Genomic DNA, 22,858 nt, shown 5'->3' with positions numbered 1-22,858 from the left:
GGCCGCCTACTCCACGACCTTCGGCACGAGGAAGAAATTCTCGTCAGTGGCCGGCGCATTGGCGACGATATCGGCAGCCTTGTTGCCGTCGGTGACGATGTCTTGGCGCTTCTTCATCTCCATCGGCGTCACCGATGTCATCGGTTCGACGCCGGAGACATCGACCTCGTTCAGCTGCTCGACAAAGCCCAGAATGGCGTTCAGCTCGCCGGTCATGCGCTCGGCATCCTCCTCGCTCACCGCAATGCGGGCGAGACGCGCGACGCGCTTCACAGTTTGCAGATCAACGGACATGTCTTTAGCCTTTGGGAAAACCAGATGGCGCTATAGCGGCGTGGCGCGTGCCGCGCAACATCGATCGTGCTTGGGGATAGAGCCCGTTCATGCCAGGGCGGCATTTCAGCCTAGGGCAGCGATACACCCTCGCACAGATAATAGCTGCCGCCATTGCCGGCCTGCTCGCCTTCGTCGGCGGTCGGGCGCACCGAGACGATGTCGATTTGGGTCGCGTTCATCTGCGTGATCGACAGTATATCGGGAAAGAGAAAGCCCGGCTCCTGGCAGATTGCAGTGACCGCCCAGCTCGGCGAGCGCGTCGCCTTGGTGACCTGGACGAACTCGCAATTATACTCGACGCTTTGCAGGCCGTCCGCCGACAAGATGACATTGCCGGTGTCAATCAGCGTCTGCAGCGTGTCCTTTTTGGCTTGCGCGCAAAGCTCCTGGGTCTGGAGGTAAACGCCCTTGATGAAGTCCTCGGCGGCGGATGCGGGCGACGCCGCAACCAGCATCGAAACGCAAAGAGTCTCTCTCAAACCCATGGTTTAATTCCCCTTTGCGACAAGGGATCGTTTCAACGATCGCTCTATAGTGTGATCGTTTGGCCGATGGCTGGCAAGGCTACGTCGACACCTGATCCTTCGAGGCCGGCCACGAACTTCTCCGCCGTCGCGTCGATGATCGGGAAGGTGCCGAAGTGGCATGGCACGACGGTGTCGAAGTGGAAGAAGCGCCGGCAGGCCAGGGCCGCCACCGCGCCGCCCATGGTGAAGCGGTCGCCGACCGGCACGAGGCCGATCTTCGGCTCATGCAATTCCTCGATCAGCGCCATATCGGAGAAGATGTCGGTGTCGCCCATATGGTAGAGCGTCTTGTCCTCCGGGAAATGCAGGACCAGCCCGTTGGGATTGCCGAGGTAGACGTTCTGGCCGCCATCGAGCCCAAACGACGAGGAATGCAGTGCCTGCACGAATGTGGTGGTGAAGGCACCGCAATCGACGGTGCCGCCATGATTGCCGGGATTGATCTTCTTGCCGTCGACGCCCTTGCCGACCAGGTACATGCAGATCTCGTAATTGGCGACCAGCTGGGCGCCGCTCTTCTTCAGCACCTCCACCGCGCCGCTGACATGATCACTGTGGCCGTGGGTCAGAAGCACATGGGTGACGCCTTCCGCCGGCCCCTCCCAGCCGCTCGTCCATGATGGGTTGCCGACGAGATAGGGGTCGATCAGGATGTTCGCGCCTGATGTCTCGACGCGGAAGGCGGAATGTCCGTACCAGGTCAATTTCATCGATCGTGTTCCTCGATTTTGGTTGCGCCGGAAGATAGAACGCCGGCAGCAAAATTAAAGTGACATAGTGTGCTCGCGGTTCAAAAGAACGTGTCGCGCTCTTTGTGACGGCAAGTCTGGGTCACGGTTAGACTGGGTCACGGTAAAACTGGTTGGGGAAAGCCGTTGGGCATCATAGCAATCGAGGATCTGCCGGCACGGCTGGAGGGCGGCAGGACGCTGGCCGGGCTCGACCTCGGCGACAAGACGATCGGTGTCGCCGTTTCCGACCGCGGCCTGTCCTTCGCCCATCCGCGCGCGGTCATCCTGCGCAAAAAGTTTTCGCTGGATGCGGCAGCGCTGCTCGCCCAGCTGCAGAAGGACAATGTCGGCGCGTTTGTACTCGGTCTCCCCATCAACATGGACGGTTCGGAAGGTCCCCGCGCCCAGAAGTCGCGCGCCTTCGTGCGCAACATGGCAGGTATAACCGACCTGCCCTTCGTGCTGTGGGACGAGCGGCTGTCGACGGTGGCGGCGGAGCGGACGCTGATCGAGATGGATTTCTCGCGCCGAAAGCGCGCCGGCAAGATCGATTCGGCGGCTGCGGCCTTTATTCTGCAGGGAGTTCTGGACCGGCTCCAGTCGCTTGACCCACGCGATCGGACGGAACCGGATTCCCCGCCTGCCGCCTGACCCAGGCCATGATGTTGCGGCGGCGGCGAAACGCCCACAATGCCATCAGCAGGAAGCCGTCGAAGATGCAGGCCCTTGCCACCATGCCCGGAATGATCGCCGGATCGATGCCCAGCATCTGCCCGTAGAGCTGAAACACGAAATCATGCAGCTGCCGGCTGAGCATGACGTAGCCGAAATTGATGTCGTTGAGCGACAGGAAGAACCAGCCCCAGAACAGAGCGAGTGGCGCGGCCCACAATGCGAACAGCGTGCGCATCAGTGACCGTCCCTGCGGCTGGAGCCGCCTCTGCGACCGCTGGGACCAATGTCCGGACGGCCGGAAATGCGCGACAGCAAGGAGCCGTGCGCGGCACCCTTGGCCATGGCATGGGCGGTGGCGCGGCTCTCTGCCTCCCGAGAAACCATGACAGCGAAGACCGACCTCCGCTCGGCCAGCATGGCGACATAGGAGGCCAGAAGTGCCGCCAATTGCACGGCGACAACCAAAAACAGGCCGTTGATGCCTCGCGCTGCGCCGCCGATCAGGATGAGCGACAACACCGCGGATGCCGAAATGAAGGCGGTCCGCGCCACACTGTCGGCTTCGTCCGGGCTCGCTGCGGCGTTAACCAGGCTCTCGACGAAGCCCCAGCAAAACAGCACCGCCACGACCAGCAAGGCGATGGCCAGCGGCGCCACGACGGCAGCATTGTCGAGATCGGCCAGACGAGTGTTTTCCACGACGACGCCGAGCACGCCCAGAGCGCCCGCAACGCCGCGGTTTCCATCGACACAGATGAACGCCAGCAGGGCGAAAACCAGCGCCCAGTGCAAGGCCAGAAAGGACGTCAAAATGTGCCGCATGGCATTCCTGCTTTGGTGACAAAGACAGTGGGGTCTGCGGCCTGCGGCTGCAACGGAAACCATTCGTTAAGGTTAACGGCTGTCCACAGGCAGGCAAATTCGTTCACGGCCTGGCGGAAGGCCCTCAATTCACCGGCGGATAGAGCGTGTCGATGATCATGCGCGCATCGTGGCGCGAATCGAGCATGCCATAGGTGTTGCGCCACTGGCCGGCGAGCCGCGTCTCGACGAAGGCGTCCGCAATCCGCCCTGCCCCCAGCCGGCGCAATTCCGCAGCTGCCGCCGACAGCGCCAGCTGTTCGGTCAGCAGGCGGGCCGACCCCTCATCGGTGCCGGCGACCTGCATGGCCGCCTTGAGCACGCCAATGGTTCCGCGTCCGCCGGCGCCGAGATCGCGGTCGATGCCGGCCAGCACCTCCTCGAACAGGCCGGGCGCGCGGCCGAGCACGCGCAGCACGTCGAGCGCCATGACATTGCCTGAGCCCTCCCAGATCGCATTGACCGGGGCTTCGCGGTAGTAGCGGGCGAGCGGCGCTTCCTCGACATAGCCATTGCCGCCGAGGCACTCCATCGCCTCATAGAGCAGTGGCGGCGCGATCTTGCAGACCCAGTATTTGACCACCGGGGTCATGGCGCGGGCAAAAGCAGCCTCGCCGCGGTCGCCGGCAGCCTCGTCGAAGGAGCGCGCCAGTCGGAACGAGAGTGCCGTGGCGGCGGCGACATCGAGCGCCATGTCCGCCAGCACGCGCTGCATAAGCGGCTGTTCGATCAGCGTCGAGCCGGCCACCTGGCGGTGACGGGCGTGATGCACGGCCTCAGCCAGCCCCGCCCGCATGATTGCCGACGAGGCGACGGCGCAGTCGAGCCGGGTCAGCGTGACCATGTCCATGATCGTCTTTATGCCGGCGCCGGGCTCGCCGACCATCTCGCCGATGGCGTTGACGAACTCTACCTCCGATGAGGCGTTGGAGCGGTTGCCGAGCTTGTCCTTCAGCCGCTGAAAGCGGAAGCCGTTGCCGGAACCGTCGCCGAGGATGCGCGGGACGAGAAAGCAGGAAAGCCCTTCAGGCGCCTGTCCAAGCACGAGAAAAGCGTCCGACATCGGCGCCGACATGAACCATTTGTGGCCGGTGAGGCGATAAAAGCCGCTGCCGGCGCGTTCGGCCCGTGTGGTGTTGGCGCGCACGTCGGTGCCGCCCTGCTTTTCGGTCATGCCCATGCCGAGCGTCAGCCCGGTCTTGTCGACCGGCGGCTTCTGACTCTGGTCGTATTTGCGCGTCGTCACGCGCGGCGCCCATTCGCGAAACAGCTTTGGGCTGGCCATCAGGGCGGCCAGCGAAGCGCTGGTCATGGTGATGGGGCAGAGATGCCCGGTCTCGAGTTCGGCGGTCAGGTAGAAACGCGCGGCGCGCACCTGATGGCGACGGCCGATCTCGCTATCGCCGTTTTCCCAGATCGAGGAATGCAGGCCGCCGGCAACCGAGCGGCGCATCAGCGCATGATAGGCCGGATGGAATTCGACGAGGTCGATGCGCCGGCCCTGACGGTCATGCGTGCGGAGCTTCGGCGTCTCGACATTAGCGAGGCGCGCCAGCTCCTGCGCCTCCTGCGTCAGGACGAACCGGCCAAGCCCGTCGAGGTCCTTGCGCACCGGATCGGAAAAACGCTCGGCAAGCTGGATCAGCAACGGATCGCCCCGCCAGGCGTTGCCGCCCGTCAGCGGCGGCGGCTGGTTGGTCACGTCGTCGGTCACGCCCAATCCTTCTGAAAGTAGAAGGGCCTTCTAACGCTAGAAAGGCACTTATCATCATAAGGCTTCGAATCCGAAGCAATCGGCTAGATATAGCCCAAGGCAGGCGGCGCGCGCGACGAAAATACCGGGGAGAAAGGCCGCAATGCCAAGCTGACGCTTGCGGCAAGGAATTCTCCCCCCTATAGCAGCGCCTTGAGATGACCGACGCTTCGTCCCTGCCGCTTTATCCTCACCGCCATCTTCTGGGCATCCGCGATCTTTCCCCCGGTGACATCGAGCTTCTGCTCGACCGGGCAGATCGCGCCGTCGCCATTTCGCGGCAGTCCGAAAAGAAGACCTCGACGCTGCGCGGCCGCACCCAGATCAACCTCTTCTACGAAGCCTCGACGCGCACGCAGTCGTCGTTCGAACTGGCCGGGAAACGGCTCGGCGCCGACGTCATGAACATGTCGGTGGCGAGCTCTTCGGTGAAGAAGGGCGAGACGCTGATCGACACGGCCATGACTCTGAACGCCATGCGCCCCGACATCCTGATCATCCGCCACCAGTCTGCGGGCGCCGCCGCCCTTTTGGCGCAGAAGGTCGGCTGCTCGGTGGTCAATGCCGGCGACGGCGCGCATGAACACCCGACGCAGGCGCTGCTCGACGCGCTGACCATCCGCCGCGCCAAGGGGCCGCTGTCGAAACTGATCGTAGCGATCTGCGGCGACATCCTGCATTCGCGCGTCGCGCGTTCCAACATCATGCTCTTGAACGCGCTTGGCGCGCAGGTGCGGGTCGTGGCGCCGTCGACGCTGCTGCCCACCGGCATCGAGAAAATGGGCGTCATCGTCTCGCGCTCGATGGCCGAGGGCCTCAAGGGCGCCGACGTGGTGATGATGCTGCGCCTGCAGCGTGAGCGGATGGAAGGCGCCTTCGTGCCTTCGGTACGCGAATATTTCCGCTATTTCGGCCTCGATGCCGAAAAGCTGAAGGCCGCCAAGGACGGCGCGCTGGTGATGCATCCCGGTCCGATGAACCGCGGCGTCGAGATTGCGTCCGAAATCGCCGACGGTCCCCAAAGCGTCATCCAGGAACAGGTCGAGATGGGTGTCGCCGTGCGCATGGCGGTGATGGAAGCGCTGCTCGACCCGCGCCGCAACGAGGGCCGGGTGGCATGAGCACGACGGTCTTTGAGCGCGCCCGCATCGTCGACCCGTCACGCGGCATCGACGAGGTCGGCACCGTGATCGTCGAGGGGAAAAAGATCGTTGCCGCCGGCAAGGCTGCCCTGAACCAGGGCCTGCCGGCGGGAGCCACCGTGGTCGACTGCGCCGGCAAGGCAATCATTCCCGGCCTGATCGACGCGCGCGTCTTCATCGGCGAACCGGGCGGCGAACATCGCGAGACCATCGCTTCGGCCAGCGTTGCGGCGGCGGCCGGCGGCGTTACCTCCGTCGTTATGATGCCCGACACGGACCCGGTGATCGACAATGTCGCGCTGGTCGAATTCGTGCTGCGCACCGCCCGGGACACGGCAAGCGTCAACATCTTTCCGGCGGCGGCGATCACCAAAGGCCTCGCCGGTCGCGAGATGACCGAATTCGGCCTGTTGCGCGAGGCCGGTGCGGTCGCCTTCACCGATGGGCGGCACACAATATCCAGCGCACTGGTGATGCGCCGGGCTCTCACCTATGCCCGCGATTTCGGTGGCGTCATCGCACATGAGACACAGGATGGCGACCTCGCTTCGGCAGGCGTGATGAATGAAGGCCTGTATGCCAGCTGGCTCGGCCTTGCCGGCATTCCGCGCGAGGCCGAGTCCATCCCGCTGGAGCGCGACCTGGCGCTGGCGCGGCTGACGCGCGGCGCCTACCACGCGGCCAAGATCTCGACGGCGACGGCAGCGCAAGCGGTGACGCGGGCGAAAGCCGACCAGGCCAATGTCACGGCGGGCGTGGCGATCCACAATCTGTCGCTGAACGAAAACGATGTCGGGGAATACCGCACCTTCTTCCGGCTGACGCCGCCTTTGCGCGCCGAGGAAGACCGGCTGGCCATGATCGAGGCGGTCAAGGACGGCACCATCGACATCATCGTCTCCTCGCACGACCCTCAGGATGTCGACACCAAGCGCCTTCCCTTCGCCGATGCAGCTGCCGGCGCGATCGGGTTGGAGACGCTGCTTGGAGCAGCGCTTCGGCTCTACCACAATGGCGACGTGCCGCTACTTCGGCTGGTCGAAACACTGTCCACCGCACCAGCAAGGCTGTTCGGCCTGCCGGGCGGCACGCTGAAGCCGGGAGCGCCGGCCGATCTTGCGCTGATCGACCTTGAAGAACCCTGGATCGTGAGTGAAAGCGGCATCCGCTCGCGCTCGAAAAACACCTGCTTCGAAGGTGCGCGGCTGCAAGGCATGGTCTTGCAAACGCTGGTGGCGGGCCGCACAGTGTTTTCGAGCTAGAGCGATCGCGCCACGTCGCAGACCGATATGTTGCTGGGGAAATGCGGGGGCAAACAATGAGTTATAACGTTATCCTGGCATTGCTGTTCGGCTATCTCCTCGGCTCGATTCCCTTCGGCCTCTTGATCACCCGCGCGGCCGGCCTCGGCGATGTGCGCAAAATCGGCTCCGGCAATATCGGCGCCACCAACGTTCTGCGCACCGGCAACAAGGGCCTCGCCGCCGCGACGCTGGTGCTCGACGCGTTGAAGGGTACGGCGGCGGTGATGATCGCGCGCCATTTTGGACACGACTACGGACTGTGGGCCGGCCTTGGACTCTGGGCGGGCCTTGGCGCCTTCCTTGGCCATCTGTTTCCGGTCTGGCTCGGTTTCAAGGGCGGCAAGGGCGTGGCGACCTATCTCGGCGTGCTGATCGCGCTCGGCTGGCATGTGGCGCTGATTTTTATCGTCGTCTGGCTGGCGATGGCTTTTCTGTTTCGCTATTCCTCGCTGGCAGCGCTGACGGCGGCGGTCATCGTGCCGATCGCGCTTTATTTCTGGAGCACACCTGAGACCGCCGGGCTGTTCCTGGTGATGAGCCTGATCGTCATCTTCAAACATCGCGCCAACATTTCGCGCCTTCTTGCCGGCACCGAAGGCAAGATCGGAGCCAAGGGTTGAGCAAGCCCGCCGCCGGGCCGCGCCTCAGCGACCGGCAGCGGCTGAGCTGGCTGCGGCTGATCCGCACACAAAATGTCGGCCCGGCCTCGTTTCGCGAATTGATCAACCGCTTTGGTTCGGCGGAGGCGGCGTTGGAGATGCTGCCCGAGCTGATGATTTCGGGCGGAGCCAAAAGGATCATGCGCATTCCTTCCGTGGAGGAAGCCGAAGCGGAACTCGACGCAGCCAGTGAAAACGGCGCCCGCTTCGTCGGCATCGGCGAGGCCGACTACCCGCCGATGCTGAAAAACATGGACAATCCGCCGCCACTGATTGCCGTGAAGGGCGAGGCAGCCGTCTTTCGCCTGCCGGCGGTGGCCATCGTCGGCGCCCGCAACGCGTCGCTCGCCGGCATCAAGATGGCGCGCATGCTGGCGGCGGATCTTGGCCGCGACGGCTACGTCATCGTTTCCGGCCTGGCGCGCGGCATCGACACGGCAGCACACCAGGGCAGTCTCTCGACTGGTACAGTGGGTGTGCTGGCCGGTGGGCTCGATGTCCCCTACCAGCCCGAAAATATCGGCTTGTGCGAAGACATTGCCGAGCGTGGCGGCGCCGTTATTTCGGAAATGCCGTTCGGCTGGCAGCCGCGGGCGCAGGATTTTCCGCGCCGCAACCGGCTTGTCGCGGGCGCCGCCCTCGGACTGGTGGTCATCGAAGCTGCGCAACGCTCCGGCTCGCTGATCAGCGCGCGCCTGGCCGGCGAGATGGGCCGGCTGGTCTTTGCCGTACCGGGTTCGCCGCTCGATCCGCGCTGCGCCGGCTCCAACGGCCTGCTCAAGGACGGCGCCACCCTGGTCACCGAGGCGGCCGATGTTTCCGGTGCGATCGCACCATTGGCGGGCACGCGAACGCGAAGCATTGCGCCGCCAGAAAAGGCACCCGATTTTTCGGCAACTCCCCCGCCCGGTGAGGACGAACGCAGCGGCGTGATCGAGGTGCTGGGCCCAACGCCGGTGGGCGTGGACGAGATCATCCGCCACACCGGCCTCAACGCCGCGCAAGTCTCCATGGTGCTGCTGGAACTCGACCTTGCAGGCCGCATCGAGCGCCATGCCGGCGGCAATGTCTCACTGGTTTCGTGAAAGCCTGAGACTTAGTTTGCGGCCGCAAATACCGCAGCACTTTCAGACATGAGGCGCCGCGCGGCGGGTTGGACATTATCCCTGTATGTAATGCATTGGCGGTAGCGGCCATCGGCAACGCGCTGTTTACCAATGCGCTCCCACTCCGGTGTCCAGGAGGAATTCCAGTCAAAATCCTGGGACATCAGATTTTCCCTGTCGAAGCATTGCGGATCCCTCTCGAGTATCCGACGCGCTTCATCGGCGAGGGGACTATAATTTTCAACAGCCGCTATCTTCCGCGCCCGCGCGGCCGGGGAAAGCTGAATTGCCGATTCGACACGTCCCGCCACATTTGGAACCGCAGCGGAACAAAGCTGTTTGCCGACCTGTGCCGTCTTTCGCAGTCCTCGGCAGAGGGCCTGGCCAAACGCAAAGGCAAGATCATGTATGGGATTATAGCCGTCGACCGCATCCGATACGATCTGGACATTCTTTGCGGTCGTTAGATCGGCGCGCACTCTCGAAAACACGTCGATCAGGAAATCATGGTTCCCGGCCAGCAGCGCTTCGTACCAGGCGCCATCCGGAATTTCCCCAAACACCGCGCCGCGTGTCGCGCCCGCAGCTTCGACCAGATCGCGCGAATAGCGGGTTCGCGATGTTTCCTTGCCGCCTGATCCGTCGGTCAGAAGATAGACCCTTGGTTTGGCGATCTCGAGCCAATGGTGGATCCTGAGTTCGTGCCCGGGGTGAGCGAGAATCAGCACGTTTTCCAGTTTTTCTCCTGACTTTTCAGGCAACAATGGCTCCAATCCAGTTTCTGGTCCGATCGAGCCGAATGGCCTGGGGACAAATTCAGGAGCAAACCTTGGCCGCGACAATGCTGACGAAGCTTGTTTGGTCAGCGGCTTCAACTTAAGACGCTGCCAGAAACTCATGCGCCTTTCTCTCTCATATCAGATGTAGTGCGCAAGCAAGGAATCGCCCGTTGCGAATTCTTATCACCAATCTCTCCCTGTCGCGAAACAGCGGATCGGAAGCGGTCGTCGAACTGTTGGCCGACGGGCTTCGCGACGCCGGCCATCAGACCATGCTGCTGGCTCCCACTCTGGGCGACATGGCCGATAGAATGCGTCGGCGCGGGCATCATGTCGTCGATCGGATTGCCGAGATCGTCGAAAGGCCCGATGTCATTCACGCCCAGCATCTGACGCCCTGCCTGACTGCGCTCGCCAGGTTTCCCGACGTGCCAGCGGTATTTTCCTGTCACAGCGCCTATGCTGCATCCCCAGATACGCCATTGGATTGCGGTCGACGAGGCGTGCCGAGCCAAATGCCTGTCGAGGGGCATACCGGCCGACCAGATGAGCCTTGTCTACAACGCGGTCGATCTCAATCGCTTCAAACAGCGCCCACCGCTCCCCGCCAGACCCGCGCGAGGCCTGCTGCTGACCAAGAATTTCGAGCACCAGGCGGCGGTTCGTGAGGCCTGTGCGAGAAGTGGCATCCAGCTGGATGAGCTAGGTCCAGCCACCGGGCGGTTTTCGCAGCAGCTGGAACAGGATCTGCTTGGTTACGACATCGTGTTCGCAACCGCCCGGATGGCCATCGAGGCAGCTGCGGTCGGCTGTTCCGTCGTGGTTTGCGACGCGCGCGGTTTCGCGGGATTGCTCAGCAGCGCAAACATGGAGGCATGGCGTCGCTTCAATCTGGGCGTTGGGCTTTTGACCAAGCCGACCACGGTCGAAAATCTTCTGGGCGCGATATCCGGTTTCGGTGCGAACGATGCCGCGGCGGTGTCCACCTATTTTCGGAAGGCGGCCGGCGATGCGTATTTTATCGAGGAACATCTGCGCATCTATGATCAGGTGCTGCGATCCGACAGGGGGCTGGATCCCGATGAGCGCGCGCTTGCGACCGCCGTGTGGATCGAAGAGATCGGGGTCTCGCATCCACGCCGAAGATGGTTTCACATCGTGAAAGAATTGCACGGCTGGCCGGATGCGCCCGAATTGGCGACGCTTCTGGCTCAGTCCCACGCAAACTCGCGAGTTTTGGAGAAGCTTGGCGAACAGATCGCCAGAACCCAGCAGCTTGTTATGGACGAGGCTGTCTCGCGCGCCGCCGCGCTGGGCGACAACCCGGCTGTGCTGAGCCGGGTGGAGGAACAGCTTTCGAACCTTTCAAATTTTGTGGACGAGATAAAGCGGCTGTACAACGGTATGATCCCCCTGTTCATCAGAAAGCTTCTCCTTCGGGCGCGTAAAGGGGTCGGACATTGACAGGGCTCGACGGCTTGGACCGCGATAAATTGAGTGGCTACAGCATCTGCACCTCGCCACGATCCGGCAGCAATTTCCTGTGCCAGCATCTGAGCGGCACGGGCCTGCTCGGACATCCGCTGGAATATTTCAATTGGGGCGGGCGGCGCTATTTCGATGACCCGGACTACCCCAAGGATATCGCCGGCCAGGTCTGGAAAATCCTTACCATGGGCGCCACTCCCAACGGCATCTACGGCTTGAAGTTATTTGCCCACCAGCACGACTGGATTTCGGGCGAGGTGAACTGGGTCGATGCCCTTCCCAATCTTCGCTTCGTGCTGCTCACCAGACGCGACTTGCTTGGCCAAGCGATTTCCTGGGCACGCGCGCTGCAGACAGGACAATACCGATCGAGCCAACCGATGGCACAGAAGCCGGTCTTCGACGCTGGACTGATCCAGAGCCAGCTCAACGCCCTTGCTCGTGAACGAGCCCGCTGGGAGATGTTCTTTGCGCGCACCGGTATCGAGCCCTTGCGGTTCGAATACGAGACAATGATCGAGGACCCTCGCCACGCCGTCAGTCAGGTCGCCGAGCTGATGGGCCTGAAGCCGCCCTCCAAGCTGGACCCCGGCAACGTGACCGTTGAGCTGCAAAGGGATGCATCAAACCTCGAATGGGCAGACCGCTTCCGGGCAGAGCGCGGCGACCCGAACATCCTGGACTTGATCTAGCTCCGCAGAATTCGTCTTCGGGCTGTCTGGAGCGCCGCTGAGCGGGTAGCAAAAGTAGCCATTTACTCTTCGCCATCCCGTCTGTATCACCGCCCCAGACCGCGTGGGGCGCCACGCCATCCAGCCGGGGGGCAGATGTCGACACCGTTCAATGCATTTACTTTGGTTGAGTTTCTCGCCTTTGCAGGGTTGAGCTTCCTTTATGTCCGGGCAGACGATTCGTTATCCCCCAGGGGCAAGACCGAATACACCATCATCGCAGGGATACTGTTTGCGATCCTGGTCGCGGTAAGAGCCCCGGCGTTGCTTACTTTCTATAGGGTTTGGGCTGAAATTGGCCCTCTGTACTTCGGCTATGCCTATGCGAACGGTCCGTTAGCCGCTCTGTTCAACCCGGCAAGCAATTACTACGATCTAGCGGCAAACCTATCTTCAGCCGTTGCGGTGTCGGCCGGACTTCAGTGGTGGCCGGTCGTTGACACCGGCTCCGGTCTTCTGGTGGCTTTGCTGTTTCCATTTGTTGTCGCCGGCACAACGCAATCGATATCGTGGCGAACCGGAATCCTGTTGGCGGTTGCGACCGCGCTCTATTGCGTCACCGCATCGGAAACATTCGGAACGGCACTGCACATCAAAGGCTGGGGACCTGTTTATGCCGCGCTTGTTTTTGGGTCGTTGGCGTTCAAACAGCCGCTCAATCGCGTTCATATCGGTCTTCTTCTAGTGCTGCCGTTCACAGGAACCCCCGCAGCTTTCGCACTTATCATATGGGCGGCTGCCGGCTTTGTGCTACGGCAGCCTTATCTTGTCCGACCTCTGGTTTGGTCTATTCCTGGATTGGCGACGCAGATCGGCTGCGCACTGTTGCCGGCAACGAATACCGGCTTGGCCGTACGGCCGTTCACGTTCCTCGGTTTTGCAAGCTTGCCAGACCTGTTCCTGCTCAAGGTGGGTGGTGCGATCCTTTGGCCGGCCTTGTTTTTCAGCAACTTGACACCGGGTACGCTTGAACTGATAGCAGCTGCCATCGTGTTCCTTGGCGTGCTTGGAGCTGCAGTTTTCCTCGCCCGCCGCCAGCCCATCCTGCTGCTCGTCCCGATCGTTGCGCTGCAATTTTCGGCTACTGCGATTCTCGCCGTCGGAGGTGCCGAGTCACTGCTCCAATCAGGATCTGGCTTCAGGTATTACTTCGCGCCAGTTGCAACACTTCTGATCGTTCTGGCGATTTGGGCGTCTTCGTGGAGGTTGGTTACAAGGGTCGCGGCGGTTGCTATTTGCCTATGCGCGGTCCTCGCAAATCGAGACTACAACGCCATGGTCGACGGCTTGTTCTTCACACCGTCCCACACCAGTTGGTCCTCGCAAGCAACGACCCATCTCACGTCACCGTCGCAAACGCTTGTAAATTACCCCGGAGCAGGCGGAGTGCAGCTACCAGACTGTGGAGAATACCACTGCTAACAAGCACATCAGGTTGTTTCGGAATTGTGCCTATACATGACGAACCTGCCGACCAACGTCGCGCCTGCAATAACGCCTCCCGCCAGCATCAGCAAAAAAACCTGGTGAAACTCAGGCGATTCGAGAGACGCCGCATTGCCGAGCAATGAACCGACATAGACATAACCAAAAAGGGCGGGAAGCGACGCTGCGGTTCCTATCACGTAGTCGGCGAGGCGAATTCCACTCGCGCCCAGCGCAATGCTTGTGGCGGCAAAGGGAACGACCGGTGACAGGCGGATCAGAAAAACCGATCGCCAGCCGTCAGCGGCAAGGAACTGTTTGACCTTGTCGAGGCCGCCAACAATTTTCGTGTTGGTAAAAGGAACGTTTTGGAGACCCTTTCGGCCTACGTAGTAGCCGACGATGCCGCCGGCCAAAGTCCCGACGAGCGCCATTGCCGATCCACCGGCGAATCCGTAAACCGCTCCGCCTGCGATCCCGAGCAGGGACGCCGGCAATATGCCGGTGGCGGCCACTAGAAACTGCATCACGACCAGCGCAACGAAACCAAACAGCCCTGTCTGCTGAACGCTCGCTTTGGCGATCCGCAAGATATCGTCGAGATAGCCCGACAGCGCCGCGGGGACGAGAACCATCGCAAGGCCCGCCACACCGAGGGCCATTCGTGTCCGACGCCTCATCAGATATTGCTCCCGACGAATAACGGATCTTGTCGAATGCCCAGTTTGCTGAGGCGAAACTTCGCCGCGGTTTTCAAGACACCCAAGCCATAGACGACGCTACGCCGAAAGTTGATCGACGACGCCTCCGGGAAGTATCTCGTCGGACAGGACATCTCGCCACCACGCAGGCCGAGATAGACGGCCTGGCAGACCATCTCATTGTCGAACACAAAGTCGTCCGAGCACCGGTGATAAGGAATCTCGGTCAACGCTTTCCGGCTCCAGCACCGAAAGCCAGTGTGAAACTCCGACATTTTCTGGCCGATCAGAATGTTTTGAACCAGGGTCAGAAAGCGATTGGAGATATATTTATAGACCGGCATGCCGCCGCGCAGGGCACCCTTGCCCAAGATGCGCGAACCAAAGACGTAATCATACTCGCCAGAGGCGACCATCGAGGCAATGGCCGGCACCAACCTGGGCGAATATTGATAATCGGGATGAAGCATCACGACGATATCGGCATCGCGCTGCAGCGCCGCATCGTAACAAGTCTTCTGATTGCCACCGTAGCCCTTGTTGATCGAATGCTCGATTGTGTGAATGCCGAGCTGTCGCGAAATGCCGACAGTATCGTCCTTCGAGAGATCGTCCGTGAGAATAACGTCGTCGATCAATTGCATCGGCAAGGCGAAGTAGGTCTTCTCCAGTGTAGCCGACGCATTATAGGCGGGCATGATCACCGCCACACGCAATCCATCAATCATTTCTACGCTAACGCCCCGATGTTGCGTTTCCATTGCCGGAAAAGGTCCTATAGCGCAAGCCGGCCTAGCATTTCCCGATCCACGTGCGGCAAAAACGCCACGCAATGTTTCCGTCCGCACCAAACGACGCCGGAACGAGAGACCGTGGTGGTCGAGGTCCCCGTTGAGGTCCCGGTTTATGTCGAGCCGCCAATCCAGTCGACGGCAGAACTCGCGCGCCTGCAGGCAAAGCGGGTCCGGCGCAAGGCGCTTTCCCTGGTCGGGTTGTCCTAAAGTTAGCCGATCAAGCAAACTGGGGCCGTCGGTTGCCGGGCAACGACGGCGCGCAGTCAGATCCATTCCAGATTGATGTTTCGGATGTTTCCTGCGCGATGCGCTGGCGAATGCGCTCCACCCGACGCGCTATGTCTGGCGACACCCGGTCGTGCGTTTCAACCAGAATGGCGCCGATAGCATCTTGCAGCCCAGCTTCGAGGATGGCTTCCAGGCATTCGGCTTCGCTGCCCTCAATGTCCATCTTCATGCCGGTACAGATGCCACCGCAGGGTATTTTCCAGGCGGCTCTCGGAAAAGCACTCCGCCATTCCAGGGATCTCCGTTGCACTGACGATCACGCTCGCGATGGCATACTCGACAGCTGACGAAAACCGGGCTCGACAGTCTGCGCATCAGTCAGCGGAACAGATACTTCGATACCTCCGGATTGCCACGGCGCCACATCACATTGTCCAGAAAATAATGGTGCACATTGATGAAGATGAGCACGATGAAGAAGAACAGCGATGACCCCAGCACTTGCCTGTCATAGGGAATCAAAGCCGTCAGGGCGGATGGGATCAGCCAGAAGCCGAGATAGCCAAGGGCCGTGCCGCCGACGATGAAGCCGAGGAGCCGAAACCTGTAGAGGGGGCCAAGAAAGGACAGGATTTTCGGCTGCGGATCGCCTTCGGCATCGGAACTGTCTCGCTCGACGTTCGTCTGGTAGCGCCAGACCACGGGGAGATACTGCAGCGAGTGGAGCGCGGGCACGATCAGCAGCCAAAGCGGGTTTACGCGCGCAATCAGGATCCAGAGATAGAGCGACGCGACATAGGCCACCAAACCGTTATAGGGCAGGCCGCCACCGTTCTTCCGCCAGCGATTGACCAGCATCAAGAGCGTGGCCGCCGTCGACGCAACGGCCGCCAGCACGCCCATGTCGGTAATCCAGGAAGGGGCCGCGAATGTGTAATAGTCCAGGCCATAATATTTGCCCTGGGTGACCGCCGTATTCGTCTGCAGCCATGCCAGGATCCACACGGCATAGGAGTTGACCAGCAGCACCTTCTTGTCGCGGTCGTCGAAGAATTTGCGCTTCAGCACCGCATCCACCATCAGCATGCCGTAGCCCTGCTTGACGTAGTGCCAACCGACAAAAAAGAACATGGCGTTGGTGGCATAGCCGAGCAGGCGCGTGTTCGCCGCCGCGGCGCCATAGGCGAAGAACCCGGCCATGGCGAGGGGCACGACAATGCCCGCGAAGATGTAGCGAAGCTGCAGGCTCCTGTCGTAGCCGTCGCCCGTCACCTTGCGCCCGAAATTGCGGTAGAAGAGCTGGTAGGAGTGGGCGAAGTGGGGATAGTTCACGAGATAGGCCACGAAGACCATCGTTGCGGCCACCGGACCTTCATATTCGAGCGGAACGAGAAACAGCACCGGCAGGATGAGAAAGGCGCTGCCGCCCAGCATGAGGAAATCGGCGACCGGGCCGAAGAGGTATTTTTGAGCGGTCGCCGTCTTAGGGGCTACAGCATCCGCCGAAAGCTGAAGTGTCATGTCAGAACCTCCCCTGGGAAAGGCTGAGTTTAGCCATCGACTGGGATGGGGACAAGGTTGGAGCTGCCGCTCCGCGCCCGAACACTGGACCATCCTGCTGTTTCGCCAATGGTACTCGATCCGCCATGGGCTTCGAACCTGCGAAGGCCCTCCGCTGTTAAAAAGCGCACCACCCCAATTTACGACTAACATGTTAGTGTGCTAGCACGGCATACACACCTACTTCGGAGACCTTCCGGTGACATCACGCTTTGGCCTTTCGGCCGCTCTCGCCACGCCTTTCGATGCCCGCGGGCAGATCGCCACTGCCCCCATGATCGCTCAGGCCGAAAGTTGCCTGGCGCAGGGTTGCGGCAGCGTGACGCTTTTCGGCACCACAGGGGAAGGCGCATCGGTGGGCACGACGGAGCGGCGGTCGGTGACCGAAGCCATGCTGGCTGCTGGAATCTTGCCGCATCAACTCGTTGCCGGCGTGCTGGTCGACGCCGCCGAAGACGCCGCCGAACAGGCACAGCATGCCTTGCAGCGAGGCGCCCGAAACATTCTGCTGGCCCCGCCGAGCTACTTCAAGAATGTCGGCGAGGACGGCCTTTTCGGCTGGTTCTCCGCCGTCTTTGCCGCGCTCGGCCCCCTCGCCCGTGACGTGCTGCTCTACAACATCCCTTCGGTTACCATGGTGCAGCTTTCGCTTGGCCTGATCGGCCGATTGCGCACTGCTTTTCCCGACGTGGTCGCCGGGGTGAAAGATTCCGGTGGAAATTGGAGCTACAGCGAGGCGCTGGTTGCCGCCCATGGCGATCTGGTGATCCTGATCGGCGATGAAAGGCACCTGGCGCGTGCGGTGCGACTGGGTGCTCAAGGCGCAATCTCGGGCATGGCCAATTTCGTCCCGGGCGAAATCCGCGCCATGGCCGAGGACGGGCGCGACGATCCTCGCGTCGAGAGTTTTGTGCTCGAATTGCTCAAATATCCGGTCACCCCGGCGGTAAAGGTGATGGTGGCGCGTAAGACCGGCGACGAGCGCTGGCTGGCGGTCCGTCCGCCGCTGGAGCCGATCGCGTTGCAAGGGCAGCAGCAGCTTGCCTCAGCCTATGACAGCTTGTTTGCCAGGGAACCGGCCTGACCGGCAAAGGGAAGCGCGCCGAAATGGAAGACGGCAACGAACCGACCACCCTCAGGGAGAAGGCCTATGCCAGCTTCACGCGGCATTTGCTGGCGCGCGACTTCAAGCCAGGCCAGTTCGTGTCGCAGCGTGAGCTGGTTGCCTTCACCGGACTGCCGCTCGGCGCCATTCGCGAGATCGTGCCGCGTCTCGAGGCGGAAGGACTGCTGACGACCATTCCGCAGCGCGGCATGCAGATCGCCCATATAGACATCAGCCTGATCCGCGAGGCCTTTCAGTTCCGCCTGTTCATGGAGCGTGAAGCGGTGGCGCTGTTTACGGTCAGCGCCTCCGATGCCGAGCTTGCCCGCTTGCGGCGCGAGCATGAGGACATGCTTGCCCGGGCGCTGGAGCAGACCCCGACGCCGGAGATGGAGGCCAAGGCGCAGACCATCGACTGGGCCATGCACGACACGTTCATCGATGCGCTGGGCAACGAGATCATCGCCAAGGCCTATCTGGTCAATTCGGTGAAGATCCGCCTGATCCACCAGGAACGGTTCCGTATCGACGGGCGCGTCGTGCCGGTCATGCGCGAGCACCTGGCGGTGATCGATGCGATGCAGAGCCGCGACCCTGGCAAGGCTGTCGAGGCCATTAGCCAGCATATCGATAAGGCGCGCCGGCTGGCGCTGCAAATCTGAGGAAGCATGAGCCGCGCCGCGGTCGCTGCGGCGCAATCGACAACGACAACAACCGGGAGGAAGAAAATGTCGTCCAATCTGTTCAACCCAACCAGGAGGCAACTCCTCCAGGGAACCGCCGCCCTTGCCGCCGCCGGCTTTGCCGGTGTTCGCCCAAGCTTTGCCGCCGGCGTCGACTGGAAGCGCTTTGCGGGAACGACGCTTGACGTCAATCTGGTGAAAAGCCCGCGCAGCGACACGCTGATAAAATATATCGCCGAGTTCGAGGAACTGACCGGGATCAAGGTCAATGCCGAAGCGACGCCGGAACAGCAGCAGCGCCAGAAGACGGTGATCGAACTCAGCTCCGGCAAGCCGAGCTTCGATGTCGTGCATCTGAGCTACCACGTGCAGAAGCGGCAGTTCGAAAAGGGCGGCTGGCTGGCCGACATATCAGGCTATCTCGCTGACTCGACCCTGACCGATCCTGCGCTGGTGGAAACCGATTTCGCCGATGCCGGCATGCTGTTTGCCAAGGACGGCCAGGGCGTGCTGCGCTCGCTGCCGTTCTCAGTCGACTACTGGATCGTCTACTGGAACAAGGAATTGTTCGAGGCCAAGGGCCTCAAATACCCTGAAACCTTCGAGCAATTGGTGGCGGCCGCCGAAGCGCTGACCGACCCGTCGACCAACACCTACGGCTTTGTCGCCCGCGGCCTGAAAAACGCCAACACGCCGGTATGGACGTCGCTGATGCTCGGCTACGACATGACGCCGCTCGATGATAAGGGCAAGCTGCGCACGACCTCGCCCGAGGCGGTCGAGGCCGCCAGCCTCTACCAGCGGCTGATGACCAAGTCGGCGCCTCCAGGCGTCACCGGATTCAACTGGGCCGAAGCCCAGTCCGCCTTCCTGCAAGGCAAGATCGGCATGTGGTTCGATGGCGTCGGCTTTGCCCCGCCGATGGAAAACCCGGAAAAGTCGCGTGTGGTCGGCAAGGTCGGCTACGGCGTCATGCCCAAAGGGCCCAAGGCGCATGCCGCCGGCACCTTTGGCGACGGCCTCGGCGTGACGGCCGCCAGCGAGAAGAAGGAGGCCGCCTATCTCTTCTGCCAGTGGGCGATTTCGCCTGCCATGGGCACGCGCCTGCTGCAGGCGGGTGCCGGCGTGCCGTTCCGCAAGTCGGTGCTGGAAGATCCCAAGGTGCGCGAAGGCGTCACCATGCCGGCGAGCTGGCTCGATGCCGTGGTCGGCTCGGGCAATGTCAGCCGGCTGTCGCTGCCGGTCATCATTCCGGTCACCGAGTTCCGCGATATCTATGGCGTGGCGCTGACCAATCTGATCGCCGGCGCCGATCCGGCGGAGGAACTGAAGAAGGCCACCGAGCAGTTCCAGCCGGTGCTCGACCGGAGCGAGCAAGGCTGATGTCCGCCATCACCCCAGAACGCACCGGGGTGACGACGCAAGCCATCGAAGGGGGGCAGACCATCCGTCTGGCTCCCAACTACTGGCCTTTCGTCGTCCCGGCGCTCGTCATCGTCGGCGCCGTGATCGTCTTTCCCTGGGCCTTCACACTGTGGATGAGCGTCAACCGCTGGACCCTCGGCCAGGCGCGAAGCTTTGCCGGGATGGAAAACTATCTGCGGCTGGCAGCCGACCAACGCTTCTGGGAATCGCTTTTCCATACGCTGACCTACACGGCGCTTTCGGTCGCGGCGCCGATGTTCCTTGGCACTGTCGCGGCGCTGATCTTCGACGCCAAATTTCCGCTGCGCGGCCTGTTGCGCGGCGTCTTCGTCATGCCGATGATGGCAACGCCAGTCGCCGTGGCGCTGGTCTGGACGATGATGTTCCATCCCCAGCTTGGCGTGCTCAACTATCTGTTGTCGCTGGTCGGCATTCCGGCGCAGGAATGGATCTTTAACGCCAGGACGGTCATCCCGTCCCTGGTTGCGGTCGAGACCTGGCAGTGGACGCCGCTGGTGATGCTGATCGTGCTGGGCGGCTTGGCCTCCGTGCCGCGCGAGCCCTTCGAGAGCGCCGAGATCGACGGCGCCAACGCCTGGCAGCAGTTCCGCTATCTCACCTTGCCGATGATCGCGCCGTTCCTGATGATCGCCATGATCATCCGCACCATCGATGCGCTGAAGAGTTTTGACATCATCTACGCGATGACCCAGGGCGGACCGGGCACGGCCTCGGAAACCATCAACATCTATCTCTACAACACCGCCTTCTCCTACTACGACATCGGCTATGGCTCGGCCATGGCCGTGGTGTTCTTCATCGTCATCGTCGCGCTGTCCTTCATCCTGCTGATGATGCGCCAGCGCTCCCAATGGATCGGGGTGGAGGGCAAATAGATGAGTTCACGGCTGCTCAACCGGATCGGGCTGTTTTTCGCGGCTCTGGTCTTCGTCTCGCCGGCGATCCTGTTCTTCCTCTGGATGATCTCGCTGTCGCTGAAGTTCGAGATCGACAACGGTGCCTACCCGCCGATCCTGATCCCGGAACATCTCGCCTGGTCGAACTATGTGAAGGTATTCGAGGAGAACAATTTCCTGCTCTATTTCTGGAATTCGGTTCTGGTGACGGGCACGGCAACGTTGCTGGCGCTGCTGATCGGCGTGCCGGCGGGCTATGGCATCGCGCGGCTCAAGGCCGAACGCTCGGCGGTGGTCATCATGATCGCCCGCATGACGCCGGGGCTTTCCTATCTCATTCCGCTGTTCCTGCTGTTCCAGTGGGTCGGCATTCTCGGCACGCTGTGGCCGCAGATCATCATCCATCTGGTGGTGACGGTGCCGATCGTGGTCTGGGTGATGATCGGCTATTTCGAGACCACGCCGATGGAGCTGGAAGAAGCGGCCAACATCGATGGCGCCAGTTCCTGGCAGGTGTTCCGGCTGGTCGCCTTGCCCATCGCCAAGCCGGGCATTGTCGTCGCCTTCATCCTGTCGATCATCTTCTCATGGAACAATTTCGTCTTCGGCATTGTGCTCGCCAGCCGCGAGACCCGCACGCTGCCGGTCGCCGTCTACAACATGCTTTCCTACGAGCAGGTGAGCTGGGGTCCGCTCGCCGCCGCAGCACTTGTGGTCACGCTGCCGGTGCTGGTGCTGACCCTGTTCGCGCAAAGGCAGATCGTCGCCGGGCTGACCGCAGGCGCCGTCAAGGGCGGCTGAGGCACGGCCCCGACATGACTCATTTCCGGGAGAAATCCAATGGCATCGGTAACAATCAACAACGTTCAGAAGGCTTTCGGAGCCGCCAAGATCATCCACGATGTCAGCGTCGACATCGCCGATGGCGAATTCGTCATCCTGGTCGGGCCGTCGGGCTGCGGAAAGTCTACGCTGCTGCGCATGATTGCCGGACTGGAAACGATCACGGGCGGCAGGATCGCCATTGGCGATCGCGTCGTCAACAATCTCAGGGCGCGCGACCGAAACATCGCCATGGTGTTCCAGAACTACGCGCTCTATCCGCATATGACGGTGGCCGACAATATGGGCTTTGCCCTGAAGATCAAGAAAGCCGATCCGGCCGACACCGCCGGCCGCGTCGGGAGGGCCGCCAGCATTCTCGGCCTGGACAAGCTGCTCGACCGCTATCCGCGTCAGCTTTCCGGCGGCCAGCGCCAGCGCGTCGCCATGGGCCGCGCCATCGTGCGCGACCCGCAGGTGTTCCTGTTCGACGAGCCGCTGTCCAATCTCGACGCCAAATTGCGCGTGCAGATGCGCGGCGAGATCAAGGCGCTGCACCAGCGGCTGGGAACCACCACCATCTACGTCACCCACGACCAGATCGAGGCCATGACCATGGCCGACAAGATCGTCGTGCTGCATGACGGCCTTGTCGAGCAGATCGGCGCGCCGCTCGATCTCTACGATCGCCCGGCCAACCTCTTCGTTGCCGGCTTCATCGGCTCGCCGGCGATGAATTTCATTCGCGGCCATGTCGAGGAAGGTGTTTTCCGCAGCGCCGGTGGACTGATCTTGCCGCTGCCGGAAGGCATCGACCTGGCAAACATACCCGGCGGCGACCTCATCTACGGCATCCGCCCCGAACACATCCGAGCGACGACCGCCAAAGGAATCCCCGGCACGATCGTGCTTCTGGAAGCAACGGGTTCGGAAATCTTTGCCAGGGTCGACTGCGCCGGAGAAGAAATCTCCTGCCTTTTCCGCGAGCGGCTGGCACTGAAACAGGGCGAGCAGATGCGCATCGAGATCGACCGCGCCTGCGCTCATCTGTTCGACGTCAAGACCGGGCGGCGATTGTAGGGGGCGATGGGGGCTGCTGACAGGGC

25 protein-coding genes and 1 pseudogene are annotated in these 22,858 nt (G+C 62.0%); 15 read left to right on the top strand and 11 right to left on the bottom strand.

Annotated features, from left to right (window positions below):
* Positions 1 to 6 precede the first annotated feature (6 nt).
* From gatC to NKH35_RS13590, 3 genes are all read right to left on the bottom strand, one after another.
* Positions 7 to 294, bottom strand: a complete 288-nt coding sequence (gene gatC, locus NKH35_RS13600; RefSeq protein ID WP_023670999.1) for an Asp-tRNA(Asn)/Glu-tRNA(Gln) amidotransferase subunit GatC — start codon at positions 292 to 294, stop codon at positions 7 to 9.
* 110 nt (positions 295 to 404) lie between these two features.
* Positions 405 to 821, bottom strand: coding sequence for a hypothetical protein (locus tag NKH35_RS13595; RefSeq protein ID WP_023670998.1), 417 nt, complete (start codon positions 819 to 821; stop codon positions 405 to 407).
* A gap of 44 nt (positions 822 to 865) precedes the next feature.
* Positions 866 to 1,573 (bottom strand): metal-dependent hydrolase, encoded by a 708-nt coding sequence (locus tag NKH35_RS13590; protein ID WP_023670997.1) that lies wholly within the window; start codon positions 1,571 to 1,573, stop codon positions 866 to 868.
* A gap of 165 nt (positions 1,574 to 1,738) precedes the next feature.
* Here NKH35_RS13590 and ruvX point away from each other — a divergent pair, with 165 nt between their 5' ends.
* Entirely contained in the window at positions 1,739 to 2,245 is a 507-nt protein-coding gene (ruvX, locus tag NKH35_RS13585; RefSeq protein WP_023688595.1) for a Holliday junction resolvase RuvX, read from the top strand.
* Here ruvX and NKH35_RS13580 read toward each other — a convergent pair.
* The 3 genes from NKH35_RS13580 to NKH35_RS13570 form a co-directional block, all read right to left on the bottom strand.
* The gene (locus tag NKH35_RS13580) at positions 2,163 to 2,504 is read right to left on the bottom strand and encodes a DUF6105 family protein (RefSeq protein WP_023670995.1); all 342 of its coding nucleotides are present in this window, start codon (positions 2,502 to 2,504) and stop codon (positions 2,163 to 2,165) included. The two genes, ruvX and NKH35_RS13580, sit on opposite strands and share 83 nt — an antisense overlap.
* The gene (locus NKH35_RS13575; protein ID WP_352914903.1) at positions 2,504 to 3,091 is read right to left on the bottom strand and encodes a hypothetical protein; all 588 of its coding nucleotides are present in this window, start codon (positions 3,089 to 3,091) and stop codon (positions 2,504 to 2,506) included. Before NKH35_RS13575 ends, NKH35_RS13580 begins: the two co-directional genes overlap by 1 nt.
* Before the next feature lie 124 nt (positions 3,092 to 3,215).
* Entirely contained in the window at positions 3,216 to 4,844 is a 1,629-nt protein-coding gene (locus tag NKH35_RS13570) for a DNA alkylation response protein (protein ID WP_023700749.1), read from the bottom strand.
* 197 nt (positions 4,845 to 5,041) lie between these two features.
* On the opposite strand from NKH35_RS13570, the gene NKH35_RS13565 reads away from it, so the two are divergent.
* From NKH35_RS13565 to dprA, 4 genes are read left to right on the top strand one after another with little or no spacing between them, the layout of a single operon-like run.
* Complete coding sequence (locus NKH35_RS13565; protein ID WP_023684668.1) at positions 5,042 to 6,004, top strand: aspartate carbamoyltransferase catalytic subunit; 963 nt, start codon at positions 5,042 to 5,044, stop codon at positions 6,002 to 6,004.
* Complete coding sequence (locus tag NKH35_RS13560; RefSeq protein ID WP_023684667.1) at positions 6,001 to 7,287, top strand: dihydroorotase; 1,287 nt, start codon at positions 6,001 to 6,003, stop codon at positions 7,285 to 7,287. The genes NKH35_RS13565 and NKH35_RS13560 overlap by 4 nt, the downstream gene beginning before the upstream one ends.
* A 56-nt stretch (positions 7,288 to 7,343) precedes the next feature.
* Positions 7,344 to 7,949, top strand: a complete 606-nt coding sequence (plsY, locus tag NKH35_RS13555) for a glycerol-3-phosphate 1-O-acyltransferase PlsY (protein WP_023696534.1) — start codon at positions 7,344 to 7,346, stop codon at positions 7,947 to 7,949.
* Positions 7,946 to 9,073, top strand: coding sequence for a DNA-processing protein DprA (dprA, locus tag NKH35_RS13550; protein ID WP_352914901.1), 1,128 nt, complete (start codon positions 7,946 to 7,948; stop codon positions 9,071 to 9,073). Before plsY ends, dprA begins: the two co-directional genes overlap by 4 nt.
* 11 nt (positions 9,074 to 9,084) lie before the next feature.
* On the opposite strand, the gene NKH35_RS13545 is transcribed toward dprA, so the two are convergent.
* On the bottom strand, positions 9,085 to 9,993 hold the full coding sequence (locus NKH35_RS13545; RefSeq protein ID WP_245263851.1) for a hypothetical protein: 909 nt from the start codon (positions 9,991 to 9,993) through the stop codon (positions 9,085 to 9,087).
* Between the two features lie 50 nt (positions 9,994 to 10,043).
* Here NKH35_RS13545 and NKH35_RS13540 point away from each other — a divergent pair.
* The 4 genes and pseudogenes from NKH35_RS13540 to NKH35_RS13525 form a co-directional block, all read left to right on the top strand.
* A pseudogene (locus tag NKH35_RS13540) lies at positions 10,044 to 10,277 on the top strand (glycosyltransferase); the annotation flags it as partial.
* Positions 10,278 to 10,419: 142 nt separating this feature from the next.
* A complete protein-coding gene (locus NKH35_RS13535; RefSeq protein ID WP_352914899.1) occupies positions 10,420 to 11,337 on the top strand; it encodes a hypothetical protein in 918 nt (305 codons plus the stop codon).
* Positions 11,334 to 12,053 carry a Stf0 family sulfotransferase gene (locus NKH35_RS13530; protein ID WP_023688604.1) on the top strand — a complete coding sequence of 240 codons (720 nt, stop codon included), beginning with the start codon at positions 11,334 to 11,336 and terminating at the stop codon, positions 12,051 to 12,053. The genes NKH35_RS13535 and NKH35_RS13530 overlap by 4 nt, the downstream gene beginning before the upstream one ends.
* A 135-nt stretch (positions 12,054 to 12,188) precedes the next feature.
* Positions 12,189 to 13,514: a hypothetical protein gene (locus NKH35_RS13525; protein WP_156937224.1), complete on the top strand. Its 1,326-nt coding sequence runs from the start codon at positions 12,189 to 12,191 to the stop codon at positions 13,512 to 13,514.
* An 8-nt stretch (positions 13,515 to 13,522) separates the two neighbouring features.
* Here NKH35_RS13525 and NKH35_RS13520 read toward each other — a convergent pair whose 3' ends face one another.
* The 4 genes from NKH35_RS13520 to NKH35_RS13505 all read right to left on the bottom strand — a co-directional run bounded on the left by NKH35_RS13520 (position 13,523) and on the right by NKH35_RS13505 (position 16,761).
* A complete protein-coding gene (locus NKH35_RS13520; protein ID WP_023734340.1) occupies positions 13,523 to 14,179 on the bottom strand; it encodes a TVP38/TMEM64 family protein in 657 nt (218 codons plus the stop codon).
* A 17-nt stretch (positions 14,180 to 14,196) separates the two neighbouring features.
* Positions 14,197 to 14,979: a glycosyltransferase family 2 protein gene (locus NKH35_RS13515; protein ID WP_198029724.1), complete on the bottom strand. Its 783-nt coding sequence runs from the start codon at positions 14,977 to 14,979 to the stop codon at positions 14,197 to 14,199.
* Between the two features lie 250 nt (positions 14,980 to 15,229).
* Entirely contained in the window at positions 15,230 to 15,469 is a 240-nt protein-coding gene (locus tag NKH35_RS13510) for a hypothetical protein (protein ID WP_023734337.1), read from the bottom strand.
* 149 nt (positions 15,470 to 15,618) lie between these two features.
* On the bottom strand, positions 15,619 to 16,761 hold the full coding sequence (locus tag NKH35_RS13505; RefSeq protein ID WP_352914896.1) for a hypothetical protein: 1,143 nt from the start codon (positions 16,759 to 16,761) through the stop codon (positions 15,619 to 15,621).
* A gap of 238 nt (positions 16,762 to 16,999) precedes the next feature.
* Between NKH35_RS13505 and NKH35_RS13500 the strand changes: the two genes are divergently transcribed.
* The 6 genes from NKH35_RS13500 to NKH35_RS13475 all read left to right on the top strand — a co-directional run bounded on the left by NKH35_RS13500 (position 17,000) and on the right by NKH35_RS13475 (position 22,832).
* Positions 17,000 to 17,884: a dihydrodipicolinate synthase family protein gene (locus tag NKH35_RS13500; RefSeq protein ID WP_023734335.1), complete on the top strand. Its 885-nt coding sequence runs from the start codon at positions 17,000 to 17,002 to the stop codon at positions 17,882 to 17,884.
* Between the two features lie 23 nt (positions 17,885 to 17,907).
* A complete protein-coding gene (locus NKH35_RS13495; protein ID WP_023693416.1) occupies positions 17,908 to 18,567 on the top strand; it encodes a GntR family transcriptional regulator in 660 nt (219 codons plus the stop codon).
* A gap of 66 nt (positions 18,568 to 18,633) precedes the next feature.
* Positions 18,634 to 19,971: an ABC transporter substrate-binding protein gene (locus NKH35_RS13490; RefSeq protein ID WP_023734334.1), complete on the top strand. Its 1,338-nt coding sequence runs from the start codon at positions 18,634 to 18,636 to the stop codon at positions 19,969 to 19,971.
* Positions 19,971 to 20,909 carry a carbohydrate ABC transporter permease gene (locus NKH35_RS13485; RefSeq protein ID WP_352914891.1) on the top strand — a complete coding sequence of 313 codons (939 nt, stop codon included), beginning with the start codon at positions 19,971 to 19,973 and terminating at the stop codon, positions 20,907 to 20,909. Before NKH35_RS13490 ends, NKH35_RS13485 begins: the two co-directional genes overlap by 1 nt.
* The gene (locus NKH35_RS13480; RefSeq protein WP_023700756.1) at positions 20,910 to 21,731 is read left to right on the top strand and encodes a carbohydrate ABC transporter permease; all 822 of its coding nucleotides are present in this window, start codon (positions 20,910 to 20,912) and stop codon (positions 21,729 to 21,731) included.
* A gap of 39 nt (positions 21,732 to 21,770) precedes the next feature.
* On the top strand, positions 21,771 to 22,832 hold the full coding sequence (locus NKH35_RS13475; RefSeq protein ID WP_023819932.1) for an ABC transporter ATP-binding protein: 1,062 nt from the start codon (positions 21,771 to 21,773) through the stop codon (positions 22,830 to 22,832).
* The last annotated feature ends 26 nt before the right edge of the window (positions 22,833 to 22,858 follow it).

Origin of the sequence: Mesorhizobium sp. M1143, assembly GCF_040318435.1 — a bacterium.
GTDB lineage: Bacteria > Pseudomonadota > Alphaproteobacteria > Rhizobiales > Rhizobiaceae > Mesorhizobium.
This window is presented reverse-complemented; position numbering and strand designations above follow the sequence as displayed.

Excerpts from the sequence above, each read along its gene's own strand:
- gatC (WP_023670999.1), bottom strand. The coding sequence starts at position 294 with ATGTCCGTTGATCTGCAAACTGTGAAGCGCGTCGCGCGTCTCGCCCGC.
- NKH35_RS13595 (WP_023670998.1), bottom strand. The coding sequence starts at position 821 with ATGGGTTTGAGAGAGACTCTTTGCGTTTCGATGCTGGTTGCGGCGTCG.
- NKH35_RS13590 (WP_023670997.1), bottom strand. The coding sequence starts at position 1,573 with ATGAAATTGACCTGGTACGGACATTCCGCCTTCCGCGTCGAGACATCA.
- NKH35_RS13580 (WP_023670995.1), bottom strand. The coding sequence starts at position 2,504 with ATGCGCACGCTGTTCGCATTGTGGGCCGCGCCACTCGCTCTGTTCTGG.
- NKH35_RS13575 (WP_352914903.1), bottom strand. The coding sequence starts at position 3,091 with ATGCGGCACATTTTGACGTCCTTTCTGGCCTTGCACTGGGCGCTGGTT.
- NKH35_RS13565 (WP_023684668.1), top strand. The coding sequence starts at position 5,042 with ATGACCGACGCTTCGTCCCTGCCGCTTTATCCTCACCGCCATCTTCTG.
- NKH35_RS13560 (WP_023684667.1), top strand. The coding sequence starts at position 6,001 with ATGAGCACGACGGTCTTTGAGCGCGCCCGCATCGTCGACCCGTCACGC.
- plsY (WP_023696534.1), top strand. The coding sequence starts at position 7,344 with ATGAGTTATAACGTTATCCTGGCATTGCTGTTCGGCTATCTCCTCGGC.
- NKH35_RS13545 (WP_245263851.1), bottom strand. The coding sequence starts at position 9,993 with ATGAGTTTCTGGCAGCGTCTTAAGTTGAAGCCGCTGACCAAACAAGCT.
- NKH35_RS13535 (WP_352914899.1), top strand. The coding sequence starts at position 10,420 with ATGAGCCTTGTCTACAACGCGGTCGATCTCAATCGCTTCAAACAGCGC.
- NKH35_RS13525 (WP_156937224.1), top strand. The coding sequence starts at position 12,189 with ATGTCGACACCGTTCAATGCATTTACTTTGGTTGAGTTTCTCGCCTTT.
- NKH35_RS13520 (WP_023734340.1), bottom strand. The coding sequence starts at position 14,179 with ATGGCCCTCGGTGTGGCGGGCCTTGCGATGGTTCTCGTCCCCGCGGCG.
- NKH35_RS13515 (WP_198029724.1), bottom strand. The coding sequence starts at position 14,979 with ATGGAAACGCAACATCGGGGCGTTAGCGTAGAAATGATTGATGGATTG.
- NKH35_RS13510 (WP_023734337.1), bottom strand. The coding sequence starts at position 15,469 with ATGAAGATGGACATTGAGGGCAGCGAAGCCGAATGCCTGGAAGCCATC.
- NKH35_RS13505 (WP_352914896.1), bottom strand. The coding sequence starts at position 16,761 with ATGACACTTCAGCTTTCGGCGGATGCTGTAGCCCCTAAGACGGCGACC.
- NKH35_RS13495 (WP_023693416.1), top strand. The coding sequence starts at position 17,908 with ATGGAAGACGGCAACGAACCGACCACCCTCAGGGAGAAGGCCTATGCC.
- NKH35_RS13490 (WP_023734334.1), top strand. The coding sequence starts at position 18,634 with ATGTCGTCCAATCTGTTCAACCCAACCAGGAGGCAACTCCTCCAGGGA.
- NKH35_RS13485 (WP_352914891.1), top strand. The coding sequence starts at position 19,971 with ATGTCCGCCATCACCCCAGAACGCACCGGGGTGACGACGCAAGCCATC.
- NKH35_RS13480 (WP_023700756.1), top strand. The coding sequence starts at position 20,910 with ATGAGTTCACGGCTGCTCAACCGGATCGGGCTGTTTTTCGCGGCTCTG.
- NKH35_RS13475 (WP_023819932.1), top strand. The coding sequence starts at position 21,771 with ATGGCATCGGTAACAATCAACAACGTTCAGAAGGCTTTCGGAGCCGCC.